Origin of the sequence: Streptomyces sp. RKAG293 (assembly GCF_023701745.1) — a bacterium.
In the GTDB taxonomy this organism is placed as follows: Bacteria; Actinomycetota; Actinomycetes; order Streptomycetales; family Streptomycetaceae; genus Actinacidiphila.
Genome location: NZ_JAJOZB010000001.1, coordinates 6,840,708 through 6,852,054, shown reverse-complemented (window position 1 = coordinate 6,852,054; position 11,347 = coordinate 6,840,708). Strand labels below are relative to the sequence as shown.

General features: G+C 73.8%; 11 protein-coding genes. 7 read left to right on the top strand and 4 right to left on the bottom strand.

The features are described from left to right. Positions 1 to 71: 71 nt before the first annotated feature. Complete coding sequence (locus tag LNW72_RS30330; RefSeq protein ID WP_250978265.1) at positions 72 to 1,118, top strand: LacI family DNA-binding transcriptional regulator; 1,047 nt, start codon at positions 72 to 74, stop codon at positions 1,116 to 1,118. A 169-nt stretch (positions 1,119 to 1,287) separates the two neighbouring features. Further along, positions 1,288 to 1,416: a hypothetical protein gene (locus LNW72_RS41305; protein ID WP_269276532.1), complete on the top strand. Its 129-nt coding sequence runs from the start codon at positions 1,288 to 1,290 to the stop codon at positions 1,414 to 1,416. 132 nt (positions 1,417 to 1,548) lie between these two features. Here the strand turns inward: LNW72_RS41305 and rsgA are convergent, their stop codons facing one another. Continuing rightward, a complete protein-coding gene (gene rsgA, locus LNW72_RS30325) occupies positions 1,549 to 2,655 on the bottom strand; it encodes a ribosome small subunit-dependent GTPase A (protein WP_250978264.1) in 1,107 nt (368 codons plus the stop codon). A gap of 307 nt (positions 2,656 to 2,962) precedes the next feature. Between rsgA and LNW72_RS30320 the strand changes: the two genes are divergently transcribed. Further along, positions 2,963 to 3,379, top strand: a complete 417-nt coding sequence (locus LNW72_RS30320; protein ID WP_250978263.1) for a VOC family protein — start codon at positions 2,963 to 2,965, stop codon at positions 3,377 to 3,379. A 13-nt stretch (positions 3,380 to 3,392) separates the two neighbouring features. Here the strand turns inward: LNW72_RS30320 and LNW72_RS30315 are convergent, their stop codons facing one another. Together LNW72_RS30315 and LNW72_RS30310 are read right to left on the bottom strand one after the other, a co-directional pair. Next, positions 3,393 to 4,100, bottom strand: coding sequence for a helix-turn-helix domain-containing protein (locus LNW72_RS30315; protein ID WP_250978262.1), 708 nt, complete (start codon positions 4,098 to 4,100; stop codon positions 3,393 to 3,395). Between the two features lie 4 nt (positions 4,101 to 4,104). Then, positions 4,105 to 5,259 carry a YihY/virulence factor BrkB family protein gene (locus LNW72_RS30310; RefSeq protein ID WP_250978261.1) on the bottom strand — a complete coding sequence of 385 codons (1,155 nt, stop codon included), beginning with the start codon at positions 5,257 to 5,259 and terminating at the stop codon, positions 4,105 to 4,107. A 122-nt stretch (positions 5,260 to 5,381) separates the two neighbouring features. Between LNW72_RS30310 and LNW72_RS30305 the strand changes: the two genes are divergently transcribed. Next, on the top strand, positions 5,382 to 7,019 hold the full coding sequence (locus tag LNW72_RS30305; RefSeq protein WP_250978260.1) for an acyl-CoA dehydrogenase family protein: 1,638 nt from the start codon (positions 5,382 to 5,384) through the stop codon (positions 7,017 to 7,019). A 556-nt stretch (positions 7,020 to 7,575) separates the two neighbouring features. Next, positions 7,576 to 8,862: a GAF domain-containing protein gene (locus LNW72_RS30300; protein WP_374117354.1), complete on the top strand. Its 1,287-nt coding sequence runs from the start codon at positions 7,576 to 7,578 to the stop codon at positions 8,860 to 8,862. 42 nt (positions 8,863 to 8,904) lie between these two features. Here the strand turns inward: LNW72_RS30300 and LNW72_RS30295 are convergent, their stop codons facing one another. Further along, a complete protein-coding gene (locus tag LNW72_RS30295; protein ID WP_250978259.1) occupies positions 8,905 to 9,858 on the bottom strand; it encodes a carbohydrate kinase in 954 nt (317 codons plus the stop codon). A gap of 178 nt (positions 9,859 to 10,036) precedes the next feature. On the opposite strand from LNW72_RS30295, the gene LNW72_RS30290 reads away from it, so the two are divergent. Both LNW72_RS30290 and LNW72_RS30285 read left to right on the top strand, forming a co-directional pair. Continuing rightward, positions 10,037 to 10,687 carry a class F sortase gene (locus tag LNW72_RS30290; protein WP_250978258.1) on the top strand — a complete coding sequence of 217 codons (651 nt, stop codon included), beginning with the start codon at positions 10,037 to 10,039 and terminating at the stop codon, positions 10,685 to 10,687. A gap of 70 nt (positions 10,688 to 10,757) precedes the next feature. Further along, the gene (locus LNW72_RS30285) at positions 10,758 to 11,330 is read left to right on the top strand and encodes a GNAT family N-acetyltransferase (RefSeq protein WP_250978257.1); all 573 of its coding nucleotides are present in this window, start codon (positions 10,758 to 10,760) and stop codon (positions 11,328 to 11,330) included. Positions 11,331 to 11,347: the final 17 nt, after the last annotated feature.

Genomic DNA, 11,347 nt, shown 5'->3' with positions numbered 1-11,347 from the left:
TATGAGAGCGCTCTCCCAAGGCTGGACCAGGGAGATACCCTGTCCGCATCCAGCTCGCAGAGGAGCGTGCAGTGTCCGAGCAGACCTTCCCGTCCCGTCCCACCCTGGAGGCCGTCGCCGAGCGGGCCGGGGTGTCACGGGCCACCGCATCCCGCGTGGTCAACGGTGGTGCGGGGGTGCGCGCGCCGCTGGCCGACCGGGTGCGGCAGGCGGTCGACGAGCTGGGCTACGTACCGAACCAGGCGGCCAGAACACTGGTCACCCGCCGCAACGACGCGGTGGCCGTCGTGGTCGCGGAACCCGAGACCCGGTTCTTCTCCGACCCGTTCTTCGCCCAGCAGGTGCGCGGCATCAGCAAGGAGCTGACCGCGCACGACAACCAGCTGGTGCTGCTGCTGGTCGAGGGCACCGCCGACTACGACCGGGTCGGCCGCTATCTCGCGGGCGGCCATGTCGACGGCGCGCTGATCTTCTCGCTGCACGCGCACGACCCGCTGCCCGAGCTCGCCCGCAAGGCGGGCATCCCCACCGTCTTCGGCGGGCGGCCCGGCTGGGCGGAGACCGACCGGGACCGCAACGCGCTCTATGTGGACTGCGACAACCGGGGCGGGGCGCGGACCGCCGTGCGCCATCTGACGGGGCTCGGCCGCCGCCGGATCGCCCACATCAGCGGGCCCCTCGACCAGACCGCGTCCGTCGACCGGCTCGACGGTTTCCGCGACATCCTGCCGAACGCCGATCCGGCGCTGATCGCCGAGGGCGACTTCACCCCCGACGGCGGCGAGCGCGCGATGGCCGAGCTGCTGGACCGCTGCCCGGATCTGGACGGCGTCTTCGCCGCCTCCGACCTGATGGCCTCGGGGGCGCTGCGGGTGCTGCGGGAGCGCGGGCGCAGCGTGCCGGACGACGTCGCGCTGGTGGGCTTCGACGACATGGTCCAGGTCGCGCAGCTGACCGATCCCCCGCTGACGACGGTCCGTCAGGACATCGAGGAGATGGGACGGCTGATGGCCCGTCTGCTGCTGCGCAGCCTCGACCCGCGGCGTGACGCCCCCGGCGCTCTGCCGCTGTCCTCGGTGGTCACCCCCACCCACCTGGTCCGACGGCGCTCCGCCTGACGCGGTGGGCGAGCACGGTCCGGCCGGGGTCGCCGGGGCGGGATCCGGCCGTCGAAGTACTGGTTCCCGCTGGGACGGTTGGGAACGAAAGGCAACGGGAAGGTCACGGAACGACAGCGATTGTGAAGGTGCGGTGACGGTACGCACCCCCGCCAACAGGAGGACGCTCATGGTCTACACGATCATCCTCGGCATTGTGATCGTGGCCCTCGGTATCGCGAGCGTCGTGGCCACGTTCTGGAGCGAGGGAAGCCCGATCGCGATCCGGCGCCGTCATCGTCACAACGGCGCCGGCTGAACCGGCGCTCACCTGGGGCCTGTCTTCAATGTGCCGCCTGCCCGGCGGGCGAACGCCGCCACTTTGAGGACAGGCCCTGGCCTCGTTGAAGGCCGTGGCGGGTCCGTCACCGGACCCGCCACCGGACCCGTCTCAGGCCTGCCTGCGGTGGCCGCCACCACCACCGCGCTTCGCCTCGTACATCGCCCGCCCCGCCGCCGACTTCATCTTCCAGTCACGGCGCATCTCGGCGCGCAGCCGCTGGTCGGTGCGGGAGGCGATCCAGGCGTTCTCGCGCAGCAGTTTGCGATAGCTCTCCAGCCTGCGGTGCGGCAGCGAGCCGTCCTCCAGGGCGGCGAGCACCGCGCAGCCGGGCTCCGCGACATGCGAGCAGTCGTGGAAGCGGCAGTCGGCGGAGAGCGCCTCGATCTCCGAGAAGACCTGTGAGAGCCCGGACTCGGCGTCCCACAGCCCGACCCCCCGCAGCCCGGGGGTGTCGATCAGCACCCCGCCGGACGGCAGCGGCAGCAGATCCCGCGTGGTGGTGGTGTGCCGCCCCTTGCCGTCGGCGTCACGGATGGCCTGGACCTCCTGGATCTCCTGGCCCAACAGGGCGTTGGTGAGGGTGGACTTGCCCGCGCCGGACTGGCCGAGGAGCACGGAGGTGCTGCCGGCCAGCACCGCGGCGAGCACCTCGATGCCCTCGCCGGTGGCGGCGCTCACCACGAGCACCTGGACGCCGGGCGCCGCGCCCTCGGCGTCGGCCAGCAGATGCGTCGTGTCGGGCACGACGTCCGCCTTGGTCAGGACGACGAGCGGCTGCGCGCCGCTCTCCCAGGCCAGGGACAGGAAGCGTTCCAGCCGGCCCAGGTCGAGTTCGGCCGCCAGCGACACGGCGATCACGGCGTAGTCGATGTTGGCCGCCAGCACCTGGCCCTCGGAACGGCTGGACGAGGTCGAGCGGACGAAGGCCGTCCGGCGCGGCAGCAGCGCGCGCACGGCGGGACCGGTCGGCGCGTCCGGGTCGAGGGCCACCCAGTCGCCGGTGCAGGCCAGCTTCATGGGATCGGACGACGAGTTGACGAAGGTGGTGTCCGCGCGCAGCGTGCCGTCAGGGGTGACGACGTCGCAGAGCCCGCGGTCGACCCGCACGATCCGGCCGGGCAGCAGGCCCTGGTCGGCGTACGGGGTGAATTCGGTGTCGAGAATGGAGTCCCAGCCGTACGAGGTGAACGGGAGGGAAGCAGATCCGTTGGTCAACGGAATGCCCTTCGAAAGGGCGGCCCCGGAGCTGAGGGTCTGGAAGAGGTCAGCCGGCGACCGCGGAAGTGAGGATGCTGTGCGACGGAATGAGGGCAGCGCCCTGCGCAATGACAGTCATCGAAAAACACCTCCGCGTTTGTGTGCCGGCCGCGGTCTTCCACCGCTGCGGTCCTGAGGACGGTACGACGGGGCCCGAAGCGCTGTCCACCGGTTTATCGCGACGAGTTCGTCGCGACGGGGCGAAGCGGTTCGATGTCCGATTCGTTCAAGACCCCGGGGCCGCGGCGCACCTAACGTGGCGGCCATGACTCCTCGATTCGCGTTCATCGGTCTGCTCGCCTCCGACATGGCCGCGTCGCTGGCCTTCTACCGCCGGCTCGGCCTGGACATCCCCGCGGAGGCCGACACCCAGCCGCATGTGGAAGCGGCGCTTCCCGGCGGTCCGCTCCTCGTCTGGGACACCGAGGAGGTCGTACGGTCCTTCACCCCGGACTGGCAGGCCCCGCCGCAGGGCGGCGGCCGGGCCGGACTGGCCTTCACCTGCGACGGCCCGGCGGCGGTCGACAAGGTCTACGCCGACCTCACGGGCGCGGGGCACACCGGGCACCTCGCACCGTTCGACGCCCCGTGGGGCCAGCGCTACGCCACCGTCCTGGACGCCGACGGCAACCACGTCGACCTGCTGGCGGCGCTGCCGGCCGGGCCGGGCCCCGCCGCCTAGGGCCTGTCCGGCCTCAACCGACGAGCTCGCCGAGCGGCACCCCGGCCAGCGCCTTCACCTCGCGCGCGAGGTGGGCCTGGTCGGCGTACCCCGCCGCCACCGCGACCCCGGCGAACGGGGTGCCGCGCCGGGCCAGTTCCAGCGCCCGCTGCAGGCGCAGGACCCGCGCGAGCGTCTTCGGGCCGTAGCCGAACGCCGCCAGGCTGCGCCGGTACAGCTGCCGCTCGCCCAGCCCGGCGGCTGCCGCCGCGGCGGCCACGCTCCCGCCGGAGGCCAGCCGGGACGCGGTCGCGGCCAGCAGCGGGTCCGCGGCTCCGGGCTCGCGCCGGGCGCCGGTCCCGGGTACGGACCCGGTCACCGCGTCCTCCAGCGCGCTCCCCGGATCGGCCGCGTCCCCGATCCGCTCGGCGATCCGCCGCGCGGTGCCGCCGGGCCACACCGCGTCCAGCGGCACCCGCAGATCCCGCAGTTCGTACGCCGGAACGCCCAGCACGCCCGGCCCCTGCCCGGGCGCGAACCGCAGCCCGGCGAAGCGCGCGCCGGCGGGGGTCTGCGCGAGGTGCGCGCGGGTGTCGGGGCCGGTGACGATCAGTTCCCCGTCGCACCAGATCACGTCCATGCAGCCGTCGGGCAGCACCCGGTAGGGCCCGCCCTCCCCGGCCCCGACGGTCCGGGTCCAGAGGACCGCGCCCGCGACCCGCGACCGCCTCTCCTGGTACACGGCTCTATTCTGCGCCGCGCCGGTCGCGGCGGCGAAGGCGCGCGCGGACGTCCGACGGCGGCAGGAAGCGCGTCCAGCGTTCGGGGAACTCGGCGGGCGGGGGGTCGTCCGGGCCGAGATCCCCGTCGTCGTCGAAGTCGTCGTCGCGGCCGTCCTCCGCGGCACGCCGTCTGGCGGCGTCGGCGACCACCCGGACCGCGGCCGCCTCCAGGGCGCGGGCGTTCTGCGCGCGGGCGGCGGCGGTGGCGAGCGACGGCCAGATACGGTCCACGGCCGCGTTGACCGCGGCGCCCACGAGCACCGCGAAGGCGGAGATGCCGATCCACAGGAGCACCGCGACGGGCGCGGCCAGCGAACCGTAGATCGTCGGGCCCTCGACGGTGTTCGTGAGGTAGATGCGCAGCAGGAAGCTGCCGAGGACCCACATCATGAGCGCGATGAGCGCGCCCGGCACGTCCTCGTACCAGGGGGACCGCACGGGCACCGACACGTGGTAGAGCGTGGTGAGGAAGGCGATCGACACCAGCAGGACGACCGGCCAGTAGAGGATGTGGATGGTGCCCTGGCTGCGCGGCAGCAGCGAGACGAACGCGTCGGGTCCTGCCACCATCAGCGGCAGCACCAGCGCGCCGACGACGAGCGCGACGATGTAGAGCAGCAGGGCGAGCAGCCGGGTCTTGACGATCCCGCGGTGCCCTTCCAGGCCGTACATGATCGTGATGGTGTCGACGAAGACGTTGACGGCACGGGAGCCGGACCAGAGCGCGATCACGAAGCCGAGCGAGATGAGATCGGGCCGCCGCCCGTGGAAGACGCTGTCCACCAGCGGCCGGACCAGCTGGTTCACCCCCTTGTCCGACAGGACCGTCGCGGACGCGGTGAGGATGTTCTCGCGCAGGTGCGCGATGGTGTCGGTGCGGATCACGGTGTCCACGTAACCGAGCGCGCCGACGAGGCCGAGCAGCAGCGGCGGGAGGGACAGCAGCACGAAGAAGGCCGCCTCCGCGGCGAGTCCGGTGACCCGGTACTCGATGGAGGAGTTGACGGTGTCCTTCAGCAGCAGCCAGCCGACCTTGCGCTTCGACACGTTCCGGTACAGAGCCCGAGCCCTGCCCCAGCGGCCGGGAGGCCGCCCTTTTCTTCCATCCGCTGCTTGCACCCGCCTACGGTATCCGCCCCGGGCGGGCCCGGTCCCACCCCCTGCCGGGCTCTCCCGCCGGCCCGGCGGCGGCGGGTGCGGCGCCTTCCTTCCGGCGCGCGCGGGCGCCTACGGTTGCTGCCATGAGCGCCCCCACGCACACCGTGACCAACCAGCCTCCGCCGCTGGTCGGATATGACGTCCACGCCTCCGACACCGCGCTCGTCGAGGCCGTCGAACGCCACGCCGCTCCGGAGCGGCTGGCGGAGATCCAGAACGAACTGGGCGAGCTGGGCCGGGCCGCGGGCTCGGCCCAGGCGCAGCGCTGGGGGGAGGAGGCGAACAGCAGTTCCCCGGTGCTGCGCACCCATGACCGGTACGGCAACCGGATCGACGAGGTCGACTTCCATCCGTCCTGGCACCGGCTGCTGGGCCACGCGGTGTCGGCGGGCCTGACCGACGCCTGGTCCCGCCCCGACGGACATCTGCGCCGCGCGGCCGGGTTCCTGGTCTGGTCGCAGGCCGAGGCCGGACACGGCTGCCCGGTGTCGATGACGCACGCGGCGGTGCCGGCCCTGCGCGCCGATCCGGCGCTGGCCGCCGAATGGGAGCCGCGGCTCCGCTCCCGGATCTACGATCCGCTGCTCGCCCCGGCCGGCGCGAAGCCCGGCGCGCTGTTCGGCATGGGGATGACGGAGAAGCAGGGCGGCTCCGACGTCCGGGCCAACACCACCCGCGCGGAACCGCTCGCCGAGGACGGCGCCTACGCGCTGACCGGCCACAAGTGGTTCTGCTCCGCGCCCATGTCGGACGGCTTCCTGGTACTGGCCCAGGCCCCGGACGGCCTCAGCTGCTTCCTGCTGCCGCGGGTGCTGCCGGACGGGACCCGTAACGTCTTCGCGATCCAGCGGCTGAAGGACAAGCTCGGCAACCGTTCCAACGCCTCGTCCGAGGTGGAGTTCGACGGGACGTGGGCGCGCCGGGTCGGCGAGGAGGGCCGCGGGGTGGCGACCATCATCGAGATGGTCGCGGCGACCCGGCTGGACTGCGCCGTCGGGTCCGCGGCCATCATGCGGCAGGCGGTCGCCCAGGCTGTGCACCACGCCACCCACCGCGGCGCGTTCGGCGGCCCGCTGATCGACAAGCCGCTGATGCGCAACGTCCTGGCGGACCTCGCCCTGGAGTCGGAGGCCGCCACGACCACCGCGCTGCGGCTCGCCGCCTCCTACGACACCGGCACCGAGCAGGAGCGGCACTTCCGGCGGCTGGCGGTGGCCGTCACCAAGTACTGGGTGACGAAGCGCTGTCCGGCCGTCGCCGTGGAGGCGCTGGAGTGCCTCGGCGGCAACGGGTACGTCGAGGAGTCGGGGATGCCCCGGCTGTTCCGCGAGTCACCGCTGAACTCGGTCTGGGAGGGTTCGGGCAACGTCCAGGCGCTGGACGTGCTGCGGGTGCTGCGGCGCGACCCGATGGCCCTGAACGCGTTCCTCACCGAGATCGGCCTGGCCCGCGGCGCGGACCACCGGCTGGACGGTGCCATCAAGGGGCTGCTGACCGAACTCGCCGACCTGGACGGTGTGGAGGCCCGTGCCCGGCGCATCGTCGAACGGATGGCCCTGATCCTCCAGGGCTCCCTGCTCGTACGGTTCGCCCCGTCCGCCGTGGCCGACGCGTTCTGCGCCTCGCGGCTCGGCGGCGACTGGGGAGCCACCTTCGGCACCCTGCCGCACACCCTCGACCTGGCCTCGATCGTGGACCGCGCCCGGCCGCTCACGGACTGAGCGCCGCTACGTGCCGGGCGCGGAGGGGGTGCGGGGCGGCGCAGGTGGTCGCGGCAGGGGTGGCGCGGCGGCGGCCCTCACCCTCGGAGGGGGGCCTGGAAGGGTGAGCGGCCGCCACCGCGCCGGCAGAGGGTGGCGCCGCGCCGACTCGGCACCACCCCCGGTCCTGGTGCCCTCGATGCCCGAGGGCAGCCGTGCCGGAATCACGAGGTCGGCCGGGACGGTGAGCGACGCCGACAGCCCGTCCACACAGGCTACTTGGGAGCGTGAAGAAGGGGACCCGTCAAGCACGTATCCGACGTCGGGAGCACCACCGGCGACCACCCGGGACGGAGTGGTCGACATGGCGGGATTCCCCCCTTGTGTGACGCGTCGGACGGTGCAACGGATCTCGCCGGACCGGATGCGGCACCGTCGCGTCACTGTCCGTCGGGCCCCCGCACACCCGCAACGGTTGCAGCTCGTTGCAATGGATATGCCGGTTGCCCGGGCACCGCGGACGGAGCGGCGGCACCATGGGCAGCAGGACGTGAGAAGCAGGCAAACCGGGGGCAATGTGTCAGACCCACCGATCGGTCTCGGCCGTCTCGGGGCCATGGGCGTCCGCGAGTCGGCGCGGTTGCTCGCCGGCGTGCACGAGGCCGCTCTGGCGGGTGACGCCCCGCCCGCGGTGCCCCGCACGGTGATCAGCGAGTCCTGGCTGCGGGTCAGGAACCACGGTGTGGATCCGGACATCGGCCGGCACGCCGGCCTGCTCTCCACGGAGGAGCTCGAACACCGCCGGCAGTCCTCGCCGCTGGGCGACGTCATGCCGCTGCTGCGCGAGGGGCTGCTGACCGTCGCCGACGTCGCCTGGCACATCATGGTGGTCACGGACGGCGAGGGCCGGGTGTTGTGGCGGGACGGCAGCCTCGCGGTGCGCAGGAGTGCGGACCGGCTCGGCTTCGCCGAGGGCGCCTCCTGGGCCGAGGACGTGGTCGGCACCAACGCGATCGGCACCGCGCTGGTGACCCGCGCACCCGTCCAGGTGCACTCCTCCGAGCACTTCGTACGGACCCACCACGCGTGGACCTGCGCCGCCGCGCCCCTGCACGATCCGCGGGACGGCCGGCTGCTCGGCGTCGTGGACATCAGCGGCCCCGCCGCCACCATCCACCCGGCCACCCTGTCCCTGGTCACCGCCGTGACCCGGGTCGCCGAGGGCGAACTGCGGCTGCGGCACTGGGCCTCCATCGAACGGCTGCGGGCGATCGCGGCACCGCTGCTGGCGCGGATGGCGGGGTCGGACGACCGGGCCGTCGCGGTCGACCGCAACGGCTGGACCGCCGCGGTCACCGGCATGGCGCCCCCGGACCGGGTGGCCCTGCCGGCCGCCGTACGGTCCGGCGAGATGTGGCTGCCGAGCCTGGGCAGGTGCTCCCTGGATCCGCTGCCCGGCGGCTGGCTGATCCGCCTCGGCGACGACCGGGACCCGGCGGCCCCCATGAGCCGCGTCGTCCTGGACGTCAGCCGGGCACGCGCCTGGACGGTGACGGTCTCGGGCGCGGCGGGCAGCTGGGCACAACAGCTCAGCCCGCGCCATGCCGAGCTCCTCTTCGTCCTGGCGCTGCACCGGGGCGGCCGCAGCGCGGCGGAACTGGCCCAGGACCTGTTCGGCGACGCGGGACGGACGGTGACGGTCCGCGCGGAACTGTCGCGGCTGCGCCGCAACCTTGCGGGGGTGCTGGCACATCGGCCCTACCGCTTCGCGGACGGGGTCGAGGTGGAATTGGTGCGTCCGGAGCGGGGTGTCGATCTGTTGCCGCATTCGGTGGCGCCGGCGGTTCTGGCTGCCCGGCACTAACCGTTGCCCACGGGCGAGAGAGAGCCGGCCGCAAGCGCAGCCTTAGAACTGGTGCGGCCAGGGCGGGTTCGCGCCCTGGACCGCGCAGGTGGCGGCGGCCACCGCCGTGCCCAGGGCCACGGCCTCCTGGACCCCCGCGGGGGTGAGTGCGGTGAGGCGGCCGCCCAGGTGACCGGCGGCGTACAGATGGTGCAGCAGGCCTGCCATGAACGCGTCGCCCGCTCCGACGGTGTCGACGACGTCGCACGGCTGGGCCGGTACCTGGAGCCGTTCGCCGTCGAGGGAGGCGAGGGCGCCGTCGGGGCCGAGGGTGATGACGACGAGGGGGACGCCGAGGGCGTGCCATTCGTCGCAGGCTTTTTCCAGCGGGGTGCCGGGGTGCAGATGGGCGAGGTCGTCGTCGCTGAGGCGGAGGATGTCGGCCGCCGCGCACCAGCGGGACAGCCGCTGCCGGTAGCGGTCCGGGGGTACGAGGCCCGGCCGGACGTTGGGGTCGATGCTGATGGTGGTGCGGGGGCGGAGGTCGTCGAGGAGCTCTTCGATACGGCCGGCCCCGGGGTCGCGCACGAGGGCGAGGGAGCCGGTGTGCAGACAGGCCGGGTCGGCGGGCAGCCCGGCCGTCAGCTCGGCTGCCGTCCACTGCCAGTCGGCGGTGCCTTCGGCGTGGAAGGTGTAGCGGGCCCGGCCGGCCGCGTCGAGATCCGCGACGGCGAGCGTGCTGGGCTCGGCCGCGTCGGGGCAGCCGGTCAGGTCGGCGCCGGAGCCGGCCAGCCGCTCGCGGAAGAGCCGGCCGAAGACGTCGCCCGACAGCCGGCCGAGGAACCGGGTGGGCGTGCCGAGCCGGGCCAGCGCGACCGCGGTGTTGGCGGGGCCGCCGCCCGGGACGACGGTCAGGTCGAGACCGGCGGCCGGCTCGCCGGTCCGGGGGGCGGCGAAGGCGTCGGCCACGCATTCGCCGAGGACGACGACGGGGCGGCTCGGACTCGTGCGGGACATGCGGGACAGCGTACGAGGCCCTGCCGGATGGCGGCAGGGCGTGGAGGGGGCCGGCTCCGGCGGCCGCGGGGCGCGCGCTCCGCGCCACCCGATCGCCTGTCAGCTGTCGCCGCCCGACCGCCGCGCGTCTAGCGTTTCGGAGGGTGGTCCCCCGGGGCCCCCGAGCGGGAGGAAGGCCATGGCCACGGAGCAGCCGGCGCGCAAGGGCATCGGCGCACCCGTCGCCGTCGCCCTGATCGCCGTCGTCGGGGTGGCCCTGGTCCGCGGCGGTGCCGCGGAGCAGGCCCTTCCGCCGCAGCCCGCCGCGGCGGCCGCCGTCGACACGATTCCCGGTGTCGTCCCGCCTGCCGCCCGGCAGGTCACGCCGCCGTTGCCGGCCTCGCCGCCGGTCCGGGTCAGGATCCCGTCCATCGGGGTGAACGCCCCGCTGATCACCGTCGCGCTCGACAAGGACGGCTGGGTGGGCTCGCCGCCGCCGGCCGACAAGAACCTGGCCGGCTGGTTCAGGAACTCCCCCACGCCGGGCGCGGCCGGCACCTCCGTCATCGACGGGCATGTCGACAATCTGGCCGGGCCCGCCGTCTTCTACGGGCTCGGCGCCCTGAAGAAGGGCGGCCGTATCGAGGTGACCCGCCAGGACGGCCGCACCGCGGTCTTCGACGTGTACGGCGTCGAGGTGTTCGCCAAGAACGCGTTCCCGGCGAAGCGGGTGTACGGCGACACCGGCGCGGCCGAGCTGCGCGTCATCACCTGTGGCGGCGGGTACACGGAGAAGGGCGGATACGACGGGAACGTCGTCGTCTTCGCGCGGCTGGGCGCGGTGCGCTGATCCGGTCGCGGCCGTCGGGTCGCGGCCGGCCGGCGGCGGCTGTCCCGCGGCGGCGAATTAGGGTGGTGGCATGAGCATCAGCGTGACCACCTGGTCCCTCGAACAGACCGCACCGGCGGATCTGCGGCCCTCGGCCGTGCCCGCCGCCGGGCCGGGGGTCCGGATCGTGGCCGCCGAGGTGCCGTCGCCCGATTTCAGCCGCTTCCTCTATGCGTCGGTCGGCGCGGACTGCCGCTGGACCGACCGGCTGGGCTGGACGTACGGCCGCTGGCAGGCGCATCTGGACCGGCCGGGCTCGGAGACGTGGGTGGCGTACGACCGGGGCACCCCGGCCGGGTTCGTGGAGCTCGACCCGCAGGACGACGGCGTCGTGGAGATCATGTACTTCGGGCTGCTGCCCGCCTTCCGGGGCCGCGGGATCGGCGGCCATCTGCTGTCGTACGGGACCGCCCGCGCCTGGGACCTGGCCGGCCGGTGGCCGGGGCGGACCGCGACGAAGCGGGTGTGGGTGCACACCTGCAGCCTGGACGGGCCGCACGCGATGGCGAACTACGAGCGGCGCGGCTTCCGGCTCTTCGACACCAGGACGGCGGACGAACCGGATCAGCCGGTCCCGGCCGGGCCGTGGCCCGCGGAGCAGTGACGCAGAGCACAGCGTCT

Excerpts from the sequence above, each read along its gene's own strand:
- LNW72_RS41305 (WP_269276532.1), top strand. The coding sequence starts at position 1,288 with ATGGTCTACACGATCATCCTCGGCATTGTGATCGTGGCCCTCGGTATC.
- LNW72_RS30320 (WP_250978263.1), top strand. The coding sequence starts at position 2,963 with ATGACTCCTCGATTCGCGTTCATCGGTCTGCTCGCCTCCGACATGGCC.
- LNW72_RS30305 (WP_250978260.1), top strand. The coding sequence starts at position 5,382 with ATGAGCGCCCCCACGCACACCGTGACCAACCAGCCTCCGCCGCTGGTC.
- LNW72_RS30295 (WP_250978259.1), bottom strand. The coding sequence starts at position 9,858 with ATGTCCCGCACGAGTCCGAGCCGCCCCGTCGTCGTCCTCGGCGAATGC.
- LNW72_RS30290 (WP_250978258.1), top strand. The coding sequence starts at position 10,037 with ATGGCCACGGAGCAGCCGGCGCGCAAGGGCATCGGCGCACCCGTCGCC.
- LNW72_RS30285 (WP_250978257.1), top strand. The coding sequence starts at position 10,758 with ATGAGCATCAGCGTGACCACCTGGTCCCTCGAACAGACCGCACCGGCG.